This is a genomic window from Pseudarthrobacter sp. fls2-241-R2A-127, from assembly GCF_030209355.1.
GTDB lineage: Bacteria > Actinomycetota > Actinomycetes > Actinomycetales > Micrococcaceae > Arthrobacter.
In genome coordinates, this window is record NZ_JARVSF010000008.1 from 314179 (window position 1) to 334087 (window position 19909).

The 19909-nt window shown below is 66.3% G+C and carries 16 protein-coding genes; 7 read left to right on the top strand and 9 right to left on the bottom strand.

Annotated features, from left to right (window positions below; translation table 11 throughout):
• The 4 genes from QRN53_RS06080 to QRN53_RS06095 form a co-directional block, all read right to left on the bottom strand.
• The gene (locus tag QRN53_RS06080; RefSeq protein WP_285243110.1) at positions 1–381 is read right to left on the bottom strand and encodes a GntR family transcriptional regulator; all 381 of its coding nucleotides are present in this window, start codon (positions 379–381) and stop codon (positions 1–3) included.
• On the bottom strand, positions 378–2189 hold the full coding sequence (locus QRN53_RS06085; protein WP_285243111.1) for an ABC transporter ATP-binding protein: 1812 nt from the start codon (positions 2187–2189) through the stop codon (positions 378–380). Before QRN53_RS06085 ends, QRN53_RS06080 begins: the two co-directional genes overlap by 4 nt.
• The gene (locus tag QRN53_RS06090) at positions 2186–3973 is read right to left on the bottom strand and encodes an ABC transporter ATP-binding protein (RefSeq protein WP_285243112.1); all 1788 of its coding nucleotides are present in this window, start codon (positions 3971–3973) and stop codon (positions 2186–2188) included. The genes QRN53_RS06085 and QRN53_RS06090 overlap by 4 nt, the downstream gene beginning before the upstream one ends.
• A 143-nt stretch (positions 3974–4116) precedes the next feature.
• The gene (locus QRN53_RS06095; protein WP_285243113.1) at positions 4117–4896 is read right to left on the bottom strand and encodes a trans-aconitate 2-methyltransferase; all 780 of its coding nucleotides are present in this window, start codon (positions 4894–4896) and stop codon (positions 4117–4119) included.
• Between the two features lie 96 nt (positions 4897–4992).
• Between QRN53_RS06095 and QRN53_RS06100 the strand changes: the two genes are divergently transcribed.
• From QRN53_RS06100 to QRN53_RS06110, 3 genes are all read left to right on the top strand, one after another.
• Positions 4993–7536: a DEAD/DEAH box helicase gene (locus tag QRN53_RS06100; protein WP_285243114.1), complete on the top strand. Its 2544-nt coding sequence runs from the start codon at positions 4993–4995 to the stop codon at positions 7534–7536.
• A 26-nt stretch (positions 7537–7562) separates the two neighbouring features.
• Positions 7563–8078, top strand: a complete 516-nt coding sequence (locus tag QRN53_RS06105; RefSeq protein WP_285243115.1) for a GNAT family N-acetyltransferase — start codon at positions 7563–7565, stop codon at positions 8076–8078.
• Positions 8079–8142: 64 nt separating this feature from the next.
• Positions 8143–9426, top strand: a complete 1284-nt coding sequence (locus tag QRN53_RS06110; protein WP_285243232.1) for an alpha/beta fold hydrolase — start codon at positions 8143–8145, stop codon at positions 9424–9426.
• On the opposite strand, the gene QRN53_RS06115 is transcribed toward QRN53_RS06110, so the two are convergent.
• Both QRN53_RS06115 and QRN53_RS06120 read right to left on the bottom strand, forming a co-directional pair.
• On the bottom strand, positions 9412–10755 hold the full coding sequence (locus QRN53_RS06115; RefSeq protein WP_285243116.1) for an MFS transporter: 1344 nt from the start codon (positions 10753–10755) through the stop codon (positions 9412–9414). The genes QRN53_RS06110 and QRN53_RS06115 overlap by 15 nt on opposite strands.
• Positions 10756–10856: 101 nt before the next feature.
• Positions 10857–11885, bottom strand: coding sequence for a TerC family protein (locus QRN53_RS06120; RefSeq protein ID WP_285243117.1), 1029 nt, complete (start codon positions 11883–11885; stop codon positions 10857–10859).
• Positions 11886–12175: 290 nt separating this feature from the next.
• Between QRN53_RS06120 and QRN53_RS06125 the strand changes: the two genes are divergently transcribed.
• On the top strand, positions 12176–13495 hold the full coding sequence (locus tag QRN53_RS06125; RefSeq protein WP_285243118.1) for an ABC transporter substrate-binding protein: 1320 nt from the start codon (positions 12176–12178) through the stop codon (positions 13493–13495).
• 102 nt (positions 13496–13597) lie between these two features.
• Here the strand turns inward: QRN53_RS06125 and uvrB are convergent, their stop codons facing one another.
• Both uvrB and coaE read right to left on the bottom strand, forming a co-directional pair.
• Entirely contained in the window at positions 13598–15712 is a 2115-nt protein-coding gene (uvrB, locus tag QRN53_RS06130) for an excinuclease ABC subunit UvrB (protein ID WP_285243119.1), read from the bottom strand.
• Between the two features lie 80 nt (positions 15713–15792).
• Positions 15793–17007 carry a dephospho-CoA kinase gene (gene coaE / locus QRN53_RS06135; protein ID WP_285243120.1) on the bottom strand — a complete coding sequence of 405 codons (1215 nt, stop codon included), beginning with the start codon at positions 17005–17007 and terminating at the stop codon, positions 15793–15795.
• Positions 17008–17113: 106 nt separating this feature from the next.
• Between coaE and QRN53_RS06140 the strand changes: the two genes are divergently transcribed.
• Genes QRN53_RS06140 through QRN53_RS06150 form a run of 3 tightly spaced genes read left to right on the top strand, consistent with a single transcriptional unit; the run spans position 17114 to position 18287 of the window.
• Positions 17114–17803: an IMPACT family protein gene (locus tag QRN53_RS06140; RefSeq protein ID WP_285243121.1), complete on the top strand. Its 690-nt coding sequence runs from the start codon at positions 17114–17116 to the stop codon at positions 17801–17803.
• Complete coding sequence (locus QRN53_RS06145; RefSeq protein WP_285243122.1) at positions 17787–18041, top strand: hypothetical protein; 255 nt, start codon at positions 17787–17789, stop codon at positions 18039–18041. Before QRN53_RS06140 ends, QRN53_RS06145 begins: the two co-directional genes overlap by 17 nt.
• A gap of 45 nt (positions 18042–18086) precedes the next feature.
• Positions 18087–18287, top strand: a complete 201-nt coding sequence (locus QRN53_RS06150) for a GNAT family N-acetyltransferase (protein ID WP_350224160.1) — start codon at positions 18087–18089, stop codon at positions 18285–18287.
• Positions 18288–18400: 113 nt separating this feature from the next.
• On the opposite strand, the gene rpsA is transcribed toward QRN53_RS06150, so the two are convergent.
• Positions 18401–19876, bottom strand: a complete 1476-nt coding sequence (gene rpsA / locus QRN53_RS06155; RefSeq protein ID WP_285243123.1) for a 30S ribosomal protein S1 — start codon at positions 19874–19876, stop codon at positions 18401–18403.
• Positions 19877–19909 lie beyond the last annotated feature (33 nt).

Here is a 19909-nt window from a genome sequence, read left to right on the forward strand (position 1 = left end):
TCAGGGAACATCGTAGGCGGCCGCGAGCAGCTTGACTGCTTCCGCGAAGCTGGCCCCTTGCGCCTTGGCCACGTCCGCGTACGCCGCCGCGGCGTCGGCCAGGCCTCCCAGCCGTTCATCCCGCGCCGAAACCACCGTGCCGTTACGCCCGCGGGTGGCCACAATCCCGGCGGCTTCGAGCTCCTTGTAGGCCCTGGCAACGGTGTGCGGGGCGACGTCGAGTTGTTCCGCGAGGGCCCGCACTGCCGGGAGCCTGGTTCCCGGGGCCAGGGCGCCGTTGTCCGCGAGGTGGATCACCTGCAACCGCAGTTGCTCGAACAGGGCCACGGTGCTGGCGGGATTCGGCCGCCACGCGCCGGGAAAGTCCGCCGGGGCGTTCACAGGCCGCCCTCCAGGACGCCTGCGCGGCCGTCGCGGGCCGTGAACTGTGCGCTGTAGAGCGTGGCGTAATAGCTGTTGGCGGCCAGGAGGCTCTCGTGCGTTCCCTGTTCAACGATGCGTCCGTGGTCCATGACCAGAATTAGATCAGCGTTCCGGACCGTGGACAAACGGTGGGCGATGATGAAGCTGGTCCGGCCGTTCCGGAGCCGCTGCATCGCCTGGCGGATCAAGAGCTCTGTCCTGGAGTCCACCGAACTGGTGGCCTCGTCCAGTACCAGCACCGATCGCCCCGCCAACTGGGCCCTGGCAATGGTGATGAGCTGCCGCTGTCCCTGGCTGAGGGGCTCGCCGCCGTTTTCCAGCACGGTGCCGTAGCCGTGGGGCAGCGATCGGATAAAACGGTCGGCATGGGTGGCTTCCGCTGCGGCGACGACGGCGGGATCCGAAGCGTCCGGAAGGCCATAGGCGATGTTTTCCCGGATGGTCCCGGCGAAGAGCCACGCGTCCTGGGGCACCACTCCGAACTGGGCGCGCAGCAGGTCCCGTGGAACTGAGGCGATGTCCTGCCCGCCAATGGAGATCCGGCCCGAGGACGGCTCGAGGAAACGCATCAGCAGATTCACCACGGTGCTCTTGCCTGCACCTGTGTGGCCCACGATGGCCACCGCCTGTCCCGGTTCAACCGTGAAGGTCAGCTCGCTGACCGCCGGCACCGAACCCGGATAGCTGTAGGTGACGCCGTCGAAGACGATGCGGCCCGCAACCGGCCCGGCCTGCGCCGGACCGTCCGCTTCCCTGGGGTCCTCGCCGGCGTCCAGGAGCGCGAACACCCTGGCAGCGGAGGCGGCACAAGACTGCATGACGCTGAGCAGGCCGCCAATCTGCCCCACCGGTTGGGTGAAGAGCCGGCTGAACTGGATGAAGGCCTGGACTCCGCCGATGGTCATGGACCCGGAAATGATCTGCAGGGCTCCCACGACCGCCACGGCGATGTAGTTGAGGTTGGACATGAGGACCATCAGCGGCTGCACCACGCCGGCGGAGAACTGGGCTTTGCGGGCCGCGCGGGCCAGCTGTGCATTGCTGTGGCCGAAGACTTCCGCAGCCTGTTCCTGCCAGCCAAAAGCCTTGACAACCTCGTGGCCGCTGATGAATTCCTCCACGTGCGCGTTGAGGTCGCCGGTCTCTTTCCATTGGGTGGCGAAATGCTCCTGTGAGCGGCGCGCCACCAGCACGGTGATCCACGTGGAGACCGGAACGGTTGCCACGGCGATGGCTGCGAGCAGCGGCGAGATCCACAGCATCATGGCAAGAGAACCGCACAGCATGAGGACGGAGACAATCAGCTGCGTCAGGACCTGGTTCAGGGCTTGGGCAATGTTGTCGATGTCGTTGGTTGCACGGCTGAGGACGTCGCCCCGGGACCGCTCGCGGAAGTAGGTCGACGGAAGGCGGTGCAGCTTGTCTTCCACCGAGGCGCGCAGGCTGAACATGAGCCCTTGGACGGCGCGCGCCGTCAGCGCGCCCTGGATCCAGTTGAACAGTGAGGCGAGGACGTACATTCCGGCGACGACGGCCAGCAGGGTTCCCAGGCGCTGGTCCAGGCTGCCTTGGACGACGCCGTCCACCACCAGGTCGGTGGCGTCACCAAGGAACTTGGGGGCGGCGACGTTCAGGCCGGCGAAGGCACACGTGGCCGCCACCGCGCCCAGGACCTGGAGCCGGAAGGGCCGCAGGAGGCCAAGGAGCCTGGCGGCGGTGGGCCGGAAGGCAGAGTCGGCCGCCTTTGTTTCCGCCGCCGCCGTCACAGCGGGCCGTCCAGCGCGAGCTGGGATTCGGCAATTTCACGGTAGGTTTCCGAGTCCTGCAACAGCTCCGCATGTGTACCCTGCGCGGCGAGCCGGCCGTCGTCGAGGACCAGGATGAGGTCCGCGTCCTCCACGGCGGACAGGCGTTCAGCCACCACCACCACCGTGGCGGACGCCAAAACCTGGTCCAGTGCGAGCCTTAGGCTGGTGTCCGTGCGGTAGTCAAGGGCGGAGAAGCTGTCGTCGAACAGATAGAGGGGCGCCTGCCGCAGCAGTGCCCGGGCAATGCAGAGCCTCTGGCGCTGCCCGCCCGACAGACTCGCGCCGCCCTGCCCCACCGGGGTGGCAAGACCCAGCGGGAGGTCGCGCATGAACCGCATGGTCTGCGCGGTCTCCAAGGCAGCCCACAGTTCCTCGTCGGTGGCCTCCGGCGCGCCCATCCGCAGGTTCGCTGCAATGGTTCCGGTAAAGAGGTGGGAGTGCTGCGGCACGATCCCCATGCCGCCGCGCAACAGGCCCAAGGGAAGGTCCCGGACGTCGCGCCCGCCCACCGTGATGTGGCCTTCCGTAGGGTCAAGGAAGCGCGGAATCAAATTCAGCAGGGTCGACTTTCCGCTTCCCGTGGAGCCGACGATCGCAAGGGTGGTGCCCGGCGCCGCCGTGAAGCTGATATCCGCAAGCACCGGCGCTTCAGCTCCCGGGTAGCAGAAGCCAACCCCGTGGAACTGCAGGAGGCCCGGCCCGGCTGGCGGTCTGCCCGCACCCGTCCCCTGCTGGTCCGCTACGGCTGGTCCACTGGCCGCGCCGGGGACATGGGCCGCAGAGTCGCGCACCGATGGTTCAGTGTCCAGGACAGCCTGGATGCGTTCGGCGCAGGCGGCGGCACGCGGCGCTGTCATGAGGACGTACATGGCCATCATGATCGCCAGCAGGATCTGCATGATGTAGGCGATGAATGCGGTGAGGGCCCCGAGGTTCATCTGACCGTCCTGGATGCGGTGGCCGCCAAACCAGACCACGGCCACCGAACTGATGTTGACCACCAGCATGATCAGCGGCAGCATCCCGGCCACCAGCAGCGCGGACTGCAGGTTGTTCGCGGTCAGGCCGGCGTTGGCCCGCGCAAAGCGGTGGGCTTCATAGTCCTGGCGTACGAACGCCCTGATCACATCCACGCCAATGATCTGTTCGCGCAGGATTCCGCCCGAACGGTCCAGAAGGTGCTGGCCCTGCCGGTACAGCGGGATCAGGCGGCGCACGATCAGGTACATGATCAGCAGGAGCAGCGGCACGATGACGATCACCACAGCTGACAGGGCCACGTCCTGCTGCACGGCCAGGACGATGCCCCCGACGCCCATGGCAGGCCCTGCGAAGAGCATGGTGAAGACAAGAACGGCGAAGGCCTGGATCTGCTGGGCGTCGTTGGTGGCGCGCGTGGTGAGGCTCTGGGTTCCGAACAGTGCCACGTCCTGCGAGGACAGCGACTGGATGCGGGCAAAGACCTCCGCCCGTAGCCGGCGCCCGATCCGCATGGCCACCACGGCCCCAAGGTAGCCGGCCCCGATCGCGGAGGCAGCCTGCACAATGGCGATGACTGCCATCACCGTACCCAGCCTGGAAATCACCGCAGTATCACCGGCAACGATGCCGTCGTCGATGATTGCGGCGTTCACTGTGGGCAGGAGCAGGTTGGCCGCTGCCTGGATTAATTGGAGCAGCACGATGGCCCAGACCTGGGCCTGCTGCCCCGCGAGTTGCCGCCTGATGAGACCGACCAGCAAAATACCCCCCGTAAATGCACACAGCCGACAAGCGGGCCGGCGGCTCGACCCCCCTCAACCACAGACGCCATTGTAAGCCAGATCACATTCCGCTGGTGTCAGGCGGTGTGACAGCGCGAAACACCCCACGAGCGAGCGCCCGTTTAGCCGTCCCTGCGCCCGACGGCGAAGATCCGGCGGAACGGAAAAACCGTGCCGTGGGGGCCCTGTGGATAGGCGTCCCGCAGCGCGTCGGCGTACTTGGCTTCGAACCGTTCCGCATCATCCGGCGCCAGCGCGGCGAGGACCGGACGCAGCCCCGTGCCCCGCACCCACTCCAGGACCGGGTCCCGTCCCGGCAGGACCTGCTGGTAGGTGGTTTCCCACGCATCCGCGACGTACCCGGCGTCGAGCATGATCCCGAGGTAGTCACCCGGCTCCCCCACGGACTCCCCGCCCCTCAACACCCCGGCAAGCTTGCCGGCCCACGGGGCAGAGGACGCCAGTTCCCGCATAAGCGCGTGCGAGGGGGCGTCGAAATTGCCCGGAACCTGCAGGGCGAACCAGGCACCCGGGCGGAGCGCCGCAAGCCACCCCGGCAGCATGGCCTGATGACCGGGGACCCACTGCAGGGCGGCGTTGCTGACCACGACGTCCGTATCCGGCGAGGGCGCCCACTCAGCGATGTCTGCTTGTTCGAAGCGCAACGACGGACGCTCCTGCGCGAGGCGTGCGGCCCTGGCCAGCATCTCCGCGGAGGAATCCACTCCCACCACCTCGGCGCCGGGCCAGCGGTCGCTGAGTGTCGCTGTCAGGTTTCCCGGCCCGCAGCCCAGGTCAACCACCTTTGCGGGGTGCCCGGCAAGGACCCTGGCGGTGAGGTCAAAAAAGGGCCGGTTCCGGTAATCGCCAAACTCGACGTACTTGAGGGGGTCCCATTTCATGAGGTTCTCCAGGTTCTGCTGCACACACGGCCAGGGCGAGCCTAACCCGGCCTCGGGCGGGAGCACGCGCGCCACGTGCCAGTAAGGTTGAACTCAATGAAACTCGTTGACCAGCTGACCGATCTGTCCGCCCCCAACCAGGCCTCCGCCGTCGACCCCGACGCCCTGTACACCCGGTTCGTGGAGTGGACGGGAAGCCGGGGACTCTCGCTCTACCCGGCGCAGGATGAGGCCATCATGGAGCTGGCAACCGGGGCGAACGTCATCCTGGCCACCCCCACCGGATCCGGCAAATCGCTGGTGGCCATCGCGGCGCACTTCCAGGCCATGGCGCAGGGCCGGCGCAGCTATTACACGGCGCCCATCAAGGCCCTCGTCTCGGAAAAGTTCTTTGCGCTCTGCGACATCTTCGGCGCAGAGAACGTGGGGATGATTACCGGCGACTCCGGCGTCAACCAGGACGCGCCCATCATTTGCTGCACGGCCGAGATCCTCGCCAACATCGCATTGCGCGAGGGTTCCGCAGCCGAACTGGGCGCAGTGATCATGGACGAGTTCCATTTCTACTCTGACCCGCAGCGCGGCTGGGCATGGCAGGTTCCCCTGCTGGAGCTTCCGCAGGCACAGTTCCTGCTGATGTCCGCCACGCTGGGGGACGTGGCCCGCTTCGAAGAAGGCCTGACGGATTTGACGGGCCGGCCCACCACCACGGTGAGCTCGGCGGAGCGGCCCATTCCGCTGCACTACTACTACCACCAGACCCCCGTGCACGAGACGCTGGAGGAGCTGCTGTCCACCCGGCAGGTGCCCGTCTATGTGGTGCACTTCAGCCAGCTCGAAGCGATCGACCGCGCCCAGAACCTCATGAGCATCAACGTGTGCACGCGGGAGGAAAAGGACAAGATTGCCGAGCTGATCGCCAACTTCCGGTTTGCCGCCGGGTTCGGCAAGACGCTGAACAGGCTGGTGCGCCACGGAATTGGAGTCCACCACGCCGGCATGCTGCCCAAGTACCGCCGGCTGGTGGAGCAGCTGGCACAGGCGGGGCTGCTGAAGGTTATTTGCGGCACTGACACGCTGGGTGTCGGCATCAACGTCCCCATCAGGACAGTGCTCCTCACCGCGCTCAGCAAGTACGACGGCGTCCGCACCCGGCTGCTCAACTCACGTGAGTTCCATCAGATTGCCGGCCGTGCCGGACGCGCGGGCTACGACACCGCCGGGACGGTGGTGGTACAGGCGCCTGAGCACGTGATCGAGAACGTCAAGGCGATGGCCAAGGCCACCGCAAAGTTCGGCGATGACCAGAAGAAACTGCGCCAGGTGGTGAAGAAGAAGCCGCCCGAGGGCTTCGTCTCGTGGGGCGAGCCGACGTTCAAGCGGCTGGTGGAATCGGTGCCGGACCCGCTGACCTCGAGTTTCACGGTCACGCACGCGATGCTGATGAACCTGATGGAGAGGCCCGGGGACCCGTTTGCCGCGGCCAGGCGGCTGCTGACCGAAAACCATGAGCCACGGTCCTCCCAGCTGCGGCTGATGAAGAAGGCACTGGGCATCTACCGGGAACTGCTGGCCGCCGAGGTCGTCGAGCGGATTCCGCCGGAAGAGCAGGGTCCCGACGGCCGCACGGTGCGGCTGACCGTCCACCTTCAGGCGAACTTTGCCCTGAACCAGCCGCTCTCCCCGTTCGCACTCGCCGCACTGGACCTCCTCGACCCGGAGTCGCCGTCGTACGCCCTGGACGCGGTGTCCGTGATCGAGGCGACCCTCGAAAAACCCCGGCAGATCCTCTCCGCACAGCAGAAAAAGGCCCGCGGCGAAGCCGTGGCGGCCATGAAGGCGGACGGGATCGACTACGACCAGCGGATGGCCATGCTGGACGAAGTGACCTACCCGCAACCGCTCGCGGAGATCCTGGGCGAAGCCTTCGAGGTGTACCGGAAGGCAGCGCCGTGGGTGGGCGACTTCGAGCTCGCGCCCAAATCGGTGGTCCGCGATATGTACGAGCGCGCCATGAACTTCGGCGAATTCGTCCAGTTCTACGGGCTGGCCCGTTCCGAGGGGATCGTCCTGCGCTACCTGGCCGATGCCTTCAAGGCTCTCCGCCAGACCGTGCCGCAGGACATGTTGCGGGAAGACCTTGAGGACCTGACCGCCTGGCTGGGCGAGCTGGTGAGGCAGGTGGATTCCAGCCTCCTGGACGAATGGGAGGAACTGGCTTCCGGCGCCGCGCCCACACCGCATGACGCGCCGCCGCCTCCCCCGCCGTCGTTGACCTCCAACATCCGCGCCTTCCGGGTGATGGTGCGCAACGAGATGTTCCGGCGCGTGGAACTGTTCGCCGACGAGGACGCCGCAGCATTGGGCGAGCTCGACGCCGAATCCGGGTGGGGTGCCGAGCGCTGGGAAGACGCGCTGGACGACTACTTCGACGAACACGACGACATTGGCACCGGCCCGGACGCGCGCGGGCCCGGCCTGCTGATCATTACCGAGGATCGCGGCACCTGGAAGGTCCGCCAGATCTTCGACGACCCCGCCGGCAACCACGACTGGGGGATCTCCGCGGAGGTGGACCTGGCGGAATCGGACGAGTCCGGCACCGCCGCGGTGAGAGTGACGGACGTGAACCGGCTCTGACGCAGGAGCGGCGGTAAGCTCGAACAATGAGTGTTATCCGCCCCGCCACCACGCACGATGTTCCCGCCATCCTCCGGATGATCCACGAATTGGCCGAATACGAGAAGGAACCCGACGCCGTCCGGAACACTCCCGAACTGCTGCAGCGGGCCTTGTTCGGCAGCAACCCCAGCGTATTCGCGGCCATGGCCGAGAACGCCGGCGGCGAGGTGCAGGGCTTTGCATTATGGTTCCTGAACTACTCCACCTGGGAGGGCGTGCACGGGATCTACCTGGAGGACCTCTACGTCAGTCCGGGGGCCCGGGGCGAAGGGCACGGCAAGGCCCTGCTGCAGCACTTGGCCGGGATCGCCGTCGAGAACGGCTACGCGCGCGTTGAATGGAGCGTGCTGGACTGGAACGAGCCGTCCATCGACTTCTACCGCCGTGCCGGCGCCGTTCCCATGGACGGGTGGTCGACCTTCCGCCTGAGCGGCCAGGCGCTGGACCGGTTCGGCCGGGCGCAGTCCACCACCCCCGTCTCCGCAGCCGCCCGTGGTTGAGCGGCGAAGCGGAGCAGCATTGGCCGCCAGGCACCACGTGGGTGCCAGCCATTCCTTCCGCGGCATGCGGACCGTGGAACACTGGTTCACCGTCCCCCTGGACCACTTCGCCCCGGAAGGCCCTTCAGCCCCGGCGGCTGAGACCATCACTGTGTTTGCGCGTGAGTACGTGTCCGCCGCGCACAGTGAAGAGGCAGCGGCCGCCCTGCCCTGGCTCCTTTTCCTTCAGGGCGGCCCCGGCGGCCGCGGCAACCGGTGGGCATCGCTGGGCGGCTGGGCGAAAGCCGCGGCGGCCGACTTCCGTATCCTGATGCTGGACCAGCGGGGTACCGGCCTGTCCACACCCATCGACCGGCATACGCTGCCGGCGCGCGGGGATGCGGCGGAACAGGCCGCCTACCTGGAGCACTTCCGGGCCGATTCGATCGTGGCGGACGCGGAACTGATCCGTGCCGCCCTCGAGTCACCGCCCTGGACCATCTACGGCCAAAGCTACGGCGGATTTTGCGCCCTGACCTACCTTTCCTTCGCTCCCGAAGGGCTCCGCGAAGCGCTCATCACCGGGGGGCTGGCACCGCTGACGGGCAGCGCCGACGACGTCTACCGCGCCACATTCCAGCGCGTGGCTGCCCGGAACGAGGAATACTTCGGCTGGTACCCCGAAGACCGGCACAGGGTGGAGCGGATCGCCCGGCACCTGCGGTCCACCACCGAGATCATGCCCGACGGCGCACCCCTGACCGTGGAGCGGTTCCAGATGGCTGGGGCGTTCCTGGGCGGCAACACGCGCGTGGACAGCCTCCATTACCTCCTGGAAGATGCCTTCGTGGACACGCCAGGTGGACCCCGGCTGTCCGACTCCTTCCTGGACCAGCTCCAGGGCCTCGTCTCCCGCCGCTCCAACCCGCTGTATGCGCTGATGCACGAATCCATCTACGGCCAAGGGGAGGCCACTGCCTGGTCCGCGTGGCGGATCCTTGGCGAAAACCCTTGGTTCAGGCCAGACGCCGAGCCGCTGCTCCTGACCGGCGAGATGGTGTACCCGTGGTACTTCGAGCAGGATCCCGCCCTCCAGCCGCTGCGGGAGGTAGCCGAACTGCTGGCAGCCAAGCAGGACTGGAAGCCCCTCTACGACCCCCGGGCGCTGGCCGCCAACACAGTCCCCGTGGCAGCGGCCGTGTACACCGACGACATCTATGTTGACCGGGACCTCTCCCTCCGGACGGCGGCAGCGGTCCGCGGGTTGCAGGCGTGGGAAACCGCCGACTTCCATCACGACGGAATCGCCGATGACGGTGAGCGGATCTTCGGCCGCCTGCTGGGGATGGCGCGGTCAGGCAGCCGCTGACTGGCGGCGCCACGTGCGGGCGAGAAGGGCTGCCGCCAGCACGGCCGCCCCTATGGCGGCACCGATCAGGTTCAGGCCGAGGTAGCCGACGACGCCCAGGACAAGCCCCGACACCGCACCGCCGGCCGCTCCGGCAGCACCCATCAGCATGTCCGAGACACCCTGCACCGCCACGCGGGCATCCCGCCCCACGCTTTCGGCCAGCAGGGTGGAGCCTGAGATTGTGGCCGCCGACCAGCCAACGCCCAACAGCACAAGGCCTGCCGCCACGGCCGGCGTTGAAGACTGCCCCAACCCCGCAACCACCACCGCACCGGTCAACACTGTGAAGCCAATCAGGATGGTCTCGATCCGGCCCGCTTTGTCCGTCAACCAGCCCATGACCGGCGAGAGCGCGAACATCCCGGCAATGTGCAGTGAAATGGTGAAGCCGATAATCACCAGCACGTCCCCCTCCGCGACGTGCCCGGGGTGGAACGCCGGGCCTTCCACCAGGTGCTGCAGGTGCAGCGGGGTCATGGACATTACGCCCAACATCACCGCGTGGGCCGCGATGACGGCGGTCACTGCCAGGATTGCCGTCCGGGAGTCCCTGATGGCGCGGAGCCCGCGGATCAGGGAGCTGCCCGCATATGGTGCCCCCGTGCCGGCGGGAGTCACAGGTGCACGGTCTTGGACGGTGCCGGTCCCGGCGGCAGCGAGCTGGCGTGCCAGCAGCAGCGGGTCCGGGCGAAGCCCGGCGAACAGGAGCACGGTGGCAATAAGCAGGCCGGCCGCGGAGATGACGAATGGTCCGGCTACGGGCGGCAGGCCCAGCGCCGACCCCACCACCGTGCCGGGCTGGATGAGGTTGGGACCCGTCACGGCGCCCACGGTGACTGCCCAGACCACCGCCGACAGTGCCCTCCCCCGGTGTTCGGAAGCTGCAAGGTCCACGGCCGCGAACCGCGCCTGCAGGGTGGCTGCGGTGCCGACGCCGATGCCTGCGGCGCCCAGGAGCAGCAGGATAAAGAGCCCGGAGACCACGGCCAGCACCATGAGCAGGGCACCGGCCAAGGCTGCCGAGAGACCCGCCACCTGGCCGGCCCTGCGCCCGCGGTGGTCGGCCAACGAGGCCAGCGGAAGCGCGGCGGCCGCGGCACCCAGCGTCATGACCGTTGCCACGGCGCCCGCCCACGCGCTGGAACCGGACAGTTCCACGGCCAGGATGGATCCGATCGATACGGTGGCTCCCGTGCCGATGCCGCCAAAAACCTGGGCTGCGTCCAGGAACACAACGGTGCGCCGCTGCACCTGGTGCACCCGCTGTTCGGCTGCTGTGCGGGCCATGCTACGAGCATAGTCCTGTGCCGGCGGGCGCAGCAGGGGCTTGTGCAACGGGTAAGCCCGGCCTGCCCGGGCTTACCCGCTGCACAGATGCGGCAGGGCGCCTAGTCGATGTCGCTGTGGCTCCTCCGGGCGTCTTCCTCGAGCCGCGGATCGATCGCCGCGGCTTTGGCCTTGGAGCTGAGCAGGCTGGCAACCACGGCGACGATGATGGTCCCCACGATGACTGCCAGCGAGACGTAGGTGGGAATCTCGGGCGCCCACTCAATGTGGCGGCCGCCGTTGATGAAGGGCAGTTCGTTAACGTGCATGGCGTGCAGGACCAGCTTGACGCCGATGAACGCCAGGATAACGGACAAGGCGTGCTTGAGGTAGATCAGCCGGTTCATCAGGCCGCCCAGGAGGAAGTACAGCTGGCGGAGCCCCATCAGGGCGAAAAGGTTCGCGGTGAAGACGATGAAGGGGCTCTGGGTGAGGCCGAAGATGGCCGGAATGGAGTCCACCGCGAACAGGAGGTCCGTGAGGCCGATGGTGATGAAGACGATCACCATCGGGGTGAACACCTTTTTGCCGTTCACCACGGTCCGCAGCTTGCCGCCGTCGAACTTCTCCGACATGGGAATCACTTTGCGGATCCTGGCAATCAAGGGGTTTTCGCGGTCTTCTTCCTCTTCGCCCTCGTCCTGCGCCTGCTTCCAGGCCGTCCACAGCAGGAATGCGCCGAAGATGTAGAACACCCAGCTGAACTGTTCGATGACAATGGCGCCGAGGAGGATGAAGATGCCGCGCAGGATGAGCGCGATGATGATCCCCACCATCAACACCTCCTGCTGGTATTTCCGCGGCACGGAGAACCTGGCCATGATGATGATGAAGACGAACAGGTTGTCGATGCTGAGGCTGTATTCCGTGACCCAGCCAGCGACGAACTGGCTGCCGAATTCGGGGCCGGTAAACGCGAACATCGCTCCGGCGAACGCCATGGCCAGCGCCACATAGAAGGCCACCCACAGGCCGGCTTCCTTCATGGAGGGTTCATGGGGCCGGCGGACCACCAGGAAGAGGTCGGTCAGGAGGATCAGGCCGAGGATGACAAATGAGCCAACCTCGAACCATACGGGCAAGTCGAGCACGGGAAAGCCTTTCGCAGGGTACACAAAATGGTGTAAGTCTCTCCGGCCGGCCAGTGCACTTGGTGCTGATGTGGCGGCCCGCTACGCCCGGCCGGGCAACCATGCCCTGCGTGTTGACGATCGTAGCGCTTGGGATACTCCCCTACGTGGGTTCAACTCTACCCCAGCGGCGCCATCGGATAACGGTTTCCCGGAACCATTGACCGCCAGCAAGCGCTGCTGTCATAATCACATCCAGTGAGAAAGCGGTTTCTCGCCCCATCTGTTAGACCTTCCAGAAAGTCACGGTCATGAAGACTTCGCTTCGCACCAGCACGGTGGTCAAGTCGCTCGCCGCTGCGGCCACCCTCGCCATGGTTGCCACCGGCTGCTCTCACGCCTCCTCCGGCGACAGCGGCGGCAACGTCACGGTCCGCTTCACGTGGTGGGGCAACGACCTTCGAAACAAAGAAACACAACAGGTCATTGACGCGTTCCAGGCCTCCCACCCCACCATCAAGATCCAGGCCGAGCCCGGAGTCTGGAGCAGTTATTGGGACAAACTGGCTACGACCACGGCGGCCAACGATTCCCCCGACGTCATCCAGATGGACCAGGCCTACATCGCCGAGTACGGCGGCCGCGGCGCCCTCCTGGACCTTTCAAAGCAAAGCAATATCGACACCTCCAAGATCGACCAGGACGCCCTGAACTCCGGTCAGGTCAGCGGCAAGCAGTTCGGCCTGAGTACCGGGCAGAACGCCAAGGCAGTGATGATCAACACCAAGATGTTCCAGGACTACGGTGTTCCCATCCCGGACGACAAGACCTGGACCTGGGATGACTACACCAAGACTGCCGCCCAGATCGCGAAGGCGGCAGCCAAGGGCGGCCAGACCAACTATGGCAGTTCCTACTCGCTGACGGACTCCGACCTGAACACCTGGGCGATGCAGCACGGCGAGTCGCTCTACTCGTCGGACGGCGGCCTCGGCTTCAAGGAGGGCACCGCCACGTCCTTCTTCCAGAACTTGCTGAACCTGCGGAACGCGGGAGCAGCCCCGCCGGCAAACATTGCCACCGAGGACGTCAGCGCCCCGGTGGAACAGACGCTGTTCGCCACCGGCAAGACCGCGATGTCGTGGTGGTGGACCAACCAGGTGAACGCCCTCCAGTCCGCGCTGAAGACCGACGTCAAGATCCTGCGCGCGCCCAGTTCCACCGGCAGCGCCAAGGACAACGGAATGTCCTACAAGCCGTCCATGTTCTGGTCCGTGTCCTCGCGCAGCAAGCATCCAAAGGAAGCTGCGGAGGTGGTCAACTACATGCTCAACAACCTGGACTCCGCCAAGACCATCCTGACCGAGCGCGGCTTCCCCACGAATTCGGAGGTCCAGACGGCAATCGACCCGCTGCTGACCCCGGCAGACAAGTCCGCCGCAGCGTTCCTGAAGGACATCAAGCCTGACCTGCAGAGCGGGCCGCCGGTGCCTCCGACCGGTTCATCCGGGGTGCAGGCCTTGATCCAGCGGTACTGCACGGACGTCCTCTTCGACCGCAAGTCCCCCTCGGATGCAGCCAAGGGCCTGATGCAGGAGGCGCAGTCCATGATCGACTCCGCCAGGAAGTAGCGCGCCGGGACCGCTTGGCATGAATGCGGCGGGCACCTCCCCACGGGAGGTGCCCGCCGCATTCTGCATCGCCCACTCCGGGCCGCGTGGCGGGTATGCGTCCTAGGCGTGGCCGGCGGCCTGCATCTGGCGCAGCTCTTTCTTAAGTTCGCTGACTTCGTCACGGATCCGTGCCGCCACCTCGAACTGGAGGTCCGCCGCGGCGCCATGCATCTGTTCCGTGAGCTGTGCGATCAGGCCCACCAGATCCTCTGCCGGGGCAGCCGCCAGGCCGTCCGAACGGACCTGCGCCGCGCCCTTCTTGGCGCCGGCCTTGTTGGACCCGGTGATGCCGCGCTTGCCCTTGCCGTAGTCGAAGCTGCCCAGCAGCGCATCGGTATCGGCATCTTCCTTGGCCAACTGGTCCGTGATGTCGGCGATCTTCTTCCGCAGCGGCTGCGGATCGACGCCGTGTTCCTTGTTGTACGCCACCTGGATGGCGCGTCGGCGGTTGGTTTCGTCGATAGCAAGAGCCATGGAGTCGGTAATCCGGTCCGCGTACATGTGCACCTGGCCCGAGACGTTACGGGCGGCACGTCCGATGGTCTGGATGAGCGAGGTGGACGAGCGCAGGAACCCTTCCTTGTCCGCATCAAGGATGCTGACCAGCGACACTTCGGGCAGGTCGAGGCCCTCACGGAGCAGGTTGATGCCCACCAGGACATCGAAGGAACCCATCCGCAGCTCGCGCAGGAGTTCCACACGGCGCAGGGTGTCAACGTCGGAGTGCAGGTATTCCACCTTCACGCCGTGGCCCAGCAGGTAGTCGGTTAGGTCCTCCGCCATGCGTTTGGTCAGCGTGGTCACCAGGACACGTTCGTCCTTCTCCACCCGGGTCTTGATCTCCCCGAGGAGGTCGTCGATCTGTCCCTTGGTGGGCTTGACCACCACCTCGGGGTCCACCAGCCCGGTGGGACGAATGATCTGCTGGACGAATCCGTCCGCCTTGCCGAGCTCATACTTGCCTGGGGTGGCCGACAGGTAGACGGTCTGGCCTACGCGCTGGAGGAACTCGTCCCATTTCAGCGGCCGGTTGTCCATGGCGGAAGGCAACCGGAAGCCGAAGTCCACGAGGTTCCGTTTGCGGGACATGTCGCCTTCGTACATGGCGCCGATCTGGGGAATGGTCACGTGGGACTCGTCCACCACCAGCAGGAAGTCGTCCGGGAAGTAGTCGATCAGGCAGTGCGGCGCAGTGCCGGGCCCGCGGCCGTCGATATGCGCGGAGTAGTTCTCGATGCCGTTGCAGAAGCCCATCTGCTGCATCATTTCGAGGTCGTACGTGGTGCGCATCCGCAGCCGCTGGGCTTCGACGAGCTTGTTTTGGCTCTCCAGCACCTTCAACCGGTCCGCCAGTTCATCCTCGATACGCTTGATGGCCCGTGCCATCCGCTCCGGTCCGGCGACGTAGTGCGAGGCGGGGAAGACGTACATCTCTTCCTCGTCGCGGATGACCTCGCCGGTGAGCGGGTGGAGGGTGTGGATGTTCTCGATTTCGTCGCCGAAGAACTCGATCCGGATGGCCAGTTCCTCGTACATCGGAATGATTTCCACGGTGTCGCCGCGGACCCGGAACGTCCCGCGGTGGAAGTCCATGTCGTTGCGCGCGTACTGCATGGAGACGAACTTGCGCAGGAGGTCGTCCCGGTTCATTTCGGCGCCCTTCCGCAGGGTGACCATCCCGGAAATGTATTCTTCGGGGGTTCCAAGGCCGTAGATGCAGGACACGGTGGCCACCACAATCACGTCGCGGCGCGTCAGCAGCGCGTTGGTGGCGGAGTGCCGGAGGCGTTCGACTTCCTCGTTGATGGAAGAGTCCTTCTCGATGAAGGTGTCAGTCTGCGCCACGTAGGCTTCGGGCTGGTAGTAGTCGTAGTAGGAAACGAAGTACTCCACCGCGTTGTTGGGCAGCAATTCACGGAACTCATTGGCCAGCTGGGCGGCAAGGGTCTTGTTCTGGACCATCACCAGGGTGGGCCGTTGAACCTGCTCAATGAGCCACGCGGTGGTGGCGCTCTTGCCGGTACCGGTGGCACCGAGCAGCACCACGTCCTTCTCACCGTTGTTGATGCGCTCCGTCAGCTCCGCGATGGCGGCCGGCTGGTCTCCCGCAGGTTTGAACTCGCTGATGACTTCGAAGGGCGCTACAACACGGTTGATCTCCTGCGCAAGGCTCATGAATCTAATTTACAGCCGCGCACTGACACTGGGTGGCCGCGTCCGTTACAGGCGAACAGCCGCCGGGGCGGCCGGCAGCTTCAGGACGCGTACGACGGCGGCTCCCAGCCGGTTGCCTGGGCCCAGGCCGACATCAGCGGCCACGCGACATCGGTGAACCACGGTTCCTTTGCCTCCGCGTAGGGTGCGGTTCCGGCGGAGCCGGAGAAGCGGCGGGCGAGGTCCGCCTTGTGCTCCTGGTAGAGGGTGAGCGCGGAGGGATCGGCCCGCAGCCAGTCGCGGAACATCAGCGCATACCGCCATCCGGCCGAACCGGCCGGCCGGACGTGCACGTTCACCGCACGGCAGGGATCCGCATTGGCGTGGAATCGCTTGAGCCAGGCTGCGGGATCGGGTGTACCTGGCTTAGGCGTATCCGATTCGACCCCCCGGACCGCCGGGTATCCGGCGGCGGCCAGGAACGGGGCCAGCTGTTCGGCCGCCCCGAGATCCTGTACCGCTACCTGCAGGTCGATGACGTCCTTGGCGGCCAGGCCGGGAACGGCGGTGGATCCAACATGGTCCACCGCCAAGATGAGTTCCGGGGCCGCAGCCACAAGCCGCGCCGCGATCCGGGCGGCCTGGCGGGCCCATTCCTCGCGGTGCGGTTCCAGCACCGCTCCCCCCCGGCGCGGTGCACGTGTCCCCGCCGCGAGGTTGTGGGCGAACGGCACCAGTCGCGTGTCCCACAGCCGGTCCACCTGCTCCAGGAGGTGCTGCAGGGTGCTGGAGTTGTCCACGACGACGTCGGCAGCGGCCAGCCGGTCACTTCGAGATGCCTGGGCCGCCATCCGTGAACGGGCCGCCTCGGCGGTCATTCCCCGCAGCTCCTGCATGCGCTGCAGCCGGAGGTCGTCGAGGGCGTCCACCACTACCACCAGGTGGAAGCTGCTCCCCTGACCGGTCTCGACCAGCAGGGGAATGTCCTGGACCACGACGGCGTCATCCGGGGCTGCCGCCGTGAGTGCGGCGGCCTGGGAGCGCACCAGGGGGTGGACAATCGCGTTCAGTGCGGCGAGGCGTTCCGGCCGGCCGAACACCGCCGCGCCGAGGCGGGCGCGGTCGAGCCGCCCGTCGCCGTCGAGCATGTCCGCGCCAAACTCCGCAGCGATCCGGTCCAGGCCTTCGGTTCCGGGCTCAACCACTTCCCGGGCCAGCGCGTCGGCGTCCACCAGGACGGCACCGTGCTCCTCCAGCCGGGCCGCCACCACCGATTTCCCTGAGGCAATTCCGCCCGTCAAGCCGATTTTCAACACCCTTCCACCCTACTGAACCGCGGAGCGGCCGGCTGCCATGGGAGCACTGTGGAGTGCCCGCCGCACCCGTAAGGCACTGATATGGGCCGCCGCTAGACTGGGGCGGGTGCAGACGGAAGACAGCAGGACCACCTCCTACACCACGTTGGCAGCGGGCCCGGGCTACCGGCATGAGCTGGAGATCAAGCGGTCCAGGTTCATCACCGTCCTCCGCAGGTCCGGCACGGAAGAAGAGGCCCGCGAACTCGTCGCCGGCCTCCGCCGCGAGTTCCACGATGCCCGCCATCACTGCTCCGCGTTCGTCCTCGGCCCGGACCGCACCATCCAGCGTTCCAGCGACGACGGCGAGCCCGCCGGTACCGCAGGGATCCCCATGCTCGAAGCCCTGCTGAAAAGGGAGACGGCACCCGGGGTGACCGACCTCAGCGACATCAGTGCCGTCGTCGTACGGTATTTTGGCGGCGTGCTGCTGGGCGCGGGCGGCCTGGTCCGCGCCTACTCGGAATCCGTCTCCGCGTCCTTGGAGCTGGCACCCCTGATCCGCCGCAGCAGGCTGCGGATATGCTCCACTGCGGTGCCGCATGCCGGGGCCGGGCGGCTGGAGAACGATCTGCGTGCTGCCGGACTGGTGATGGCTGAAACCACTTACGAGGACCGCCTCACGGTGCTGCGCGTTGCCGTACCCGATCACGCGGAAGTCATTGCAGCCGCGACGGAACGGATCCAGCAACTGACCGCAGGGGCTGCCGCGCTCGCTCCGGAAGGAACGGAATGGATAGATGAACAAGTTGCCTGAGGTCACCATCGTGGATGTTGACCGGGCAGTCGCGGACCAGCTGCTCGAACTGGCCAAACGGGATGCCTCCCCCGACGAAGTGGCGCCACCGCTCGGCGGCCCCGGCTGGAACCTTGAGCGCACCGCCTGGTTCTTCAGCTACCACCACGCGGCAGCCGCCGGCCTTGACGGACCCGCGGCGGAGAAGTCCTGGGCTGTATTCAGCGGCGGTGATGTGGCCGGTTCCATCCGGCTCTAGCGGGAACCCGACGCGGAACCGGCTTCGGCCGAAACAGGGATTTGGCTGGGCCGGAGCTTTCGCTCACGCGGGATCGCCCACGCCGCCCTTGCACTGGTCCTCGATGAAGCCCGGCGGGCGGGACTGCACCGCGTCACTGCCCGCACCCTCGCCGGCAACCTGGGCGCCCGGCACCTCCTGGCAGCAGCAGGCGCCGTGCTGACGCCCGGGGACGACGGGACGGTGCACGCCGTCGTCCTCCTGTGAGGGTGCAGTACGCTGCCGCGGCGGCACAGGCCGTGGCATAAAGAAAACAGGCCCCCTGCCTTTGGCAGGGGGCCTGTTTCCGTTGGTGCCGGAAGAACCGGCACCGGTGGCAATTAGTTGCCGGTCAGCTTCTCACGCAGTGCAGCAAGTGCCTCGTCCGAAGCCAGGGTGCCGGCACCGGACTCGGTGGCAGCAGGCTCGGAGGAGTAGCTGGTGGTGCCGGAGTCGCTGTCACCGGACGTTGCAGCAGCAGCGTCGTCGGCAGCGTGCTGGGCAACCTGCTTCTTGTGGGCTTCCCAACGGGTCTGGGCGTCAGCGTACTGCTGCTCCCAGGCGGCGCGCTGGTTCTCGTAGCCTTCAAGCCACTCGTTGGACTCCGGGTCGAAGCCCTCCGGGTACTTGTAGTTGCCCTCTTCGTCGTACTCTGCGGCCATGCCGTAGAGAGCCGGATCGAATTCGGTGCTGTCGGCGTCGACGCCCTCGTTGGCCTGCTTGAGGGACAGCGAGATGCGGCGGCGTTCGAGGTCGATGTCGATGACCTTGACGAACAGTTCGTCGCCAACGGAGACAACCTGCTCGGCCAGTTCAACGTGGCGCACGGCGAGCTCGGAGATGTGGACCAGGCCTTCGATGCCGTCTTCGACGCGAACGAACGCACCGAACGGAACCAGCTTGGTGACCTTACCCGGAACAACCTGGCCGAGGGCGTGGGTGCGGGCGAAGGTCTGCCACGGATCTTCCTGCGTAGCCTTGAGCGACAGGGAGACGCGCTCGCGGTCCAGGTCCACCTCGAGAACCTCGACGGTGACTTCCTGGCCAACTTCGACAACCTCGGACGGGTGGTCGATGTGCTTCCAGGACAGCTCGGAAACGTGAACCAGGCCGTCTACGCCGCCCAGGTCCACGAAGGCACCGAAGTTGACGATGGAGGAAACAACGCCGGGACGGACCTGGCCCTTTTCCAGCTTGTTGAGGAAGGTGGAGCGGACCTCGGACTGGGTCTGCTCGAGCCATGCACGGCGGGACAGCACAACGTTGTTGCGGTTCTTGTCCAGCTCGATGATCTTGGCTTCGATCTGCTGACCGATGTACGGAGCCAGGTCGCGCACGCGACGCATTTCGACCAGGGATGCGGGCAGGAAGCCGCGCAGGCCGATGTCGAGGATAAGACCACCCTTGACAACCTCGATGACGGTACCGGTGACAACACCGTCTTCTTCCTTGACCTTCTCGATGTCGCCCCAGGCACGCTCGTACTGAGCACGCTTCTTGGAGAGGATCAGGCGGCCTTCTTTGTCTTCCTTGGTGAGCACCAGGGCTTCGACCTGATCGCCAACGGAGACAACGTCCCCGGGATCAACGTCGTGCTTGATGGACAGCTCGCGGGAGGGGATGACACCTTCGGTCTTGTAACCGATGTCGAGCAGGACTTCATCGCGGTCGACCTTGACGACGGTACCTTCGACGAGGTCTCCGTCGTTGAAGTACTTGATGGTGGCGTCGACAGCTGCGAGGAAGTCCTCAGCGGTACCGATGTCGTTAATGGCGACTACGGGGGTACCGGGCTTCTCGGTGGAGGTGATGGTCATGTAGTAGGGGCTCCGTTGTGGATAGTTAGTCGG

Excerpts from the sequence above, each read along its gene's own strand:
- QRN53_RS06095 (WP_285243113.1), bottom strand. The coding sequence starts at position 4,896 with ATGAAATGGGACCCCCTCAAGTACGTCGAGTTTGGCGATTACCGGAAC.
- QRN53_RS06100 (WP_285243114.1), top strand. The coding sequence starts at position 4,993 with ATGAAACTCGTTGACCAGCTGACCGATCTGTCCGCCCCCAACCAGGCC.
- QRN53_RS06105 (WP_285243115.1), top strand. The coding sequence starts at position 7,563 with ATGAGTGTTATCCGCCCCGCCACCACGCACGATGTTCCCGCCATCCTC.
- QRN53_RS06110 (WP_285243232.1), top strand. The coding sequence starts at position 8,143 with ATGCGGACCGTGGAACACTGGTTCACCGTCCCCCTGGACCACTTCGCC.
- QRN53_RS06115 (WP_285243116.1), bottom strand. The coding sequence starts at position 10,755 with ATGGCCCGCACAGCAGCCGAACAGCGGGTGCACCAGGTGCAGCGGCGC.
- QRN53_RS06125 (WP_285243118.1), top strand. The coding sequence starts at position 12,176 with ATGAAGACTTCGCTTCGCACCAGCACGGTGGTCAAGTCGCTCGCCGCT.
- uvrB (WP_285243119.1), bottom strand. The coding sequence starts at position 15,712 with ATGAGCCTTGCGCAGGAGATCAACCGTGTTGTAGCGCCCTTCGAAGTC.
- QRN53_RS06145 (WP_285243122.1), top strand. The coding sequence starts at position 17,787 with ATGAACAAGTTGCCTGAGGTCACCATCGTGGATGTTGACCGGGCAGTC.
- rpsA (WP_285243123.1), bottom strand. The coding sequence starts at position 19,876 with ATGACCATCACCTCCACCGAGAAGCCCGGTACCCCCGTAGTCGCCATT.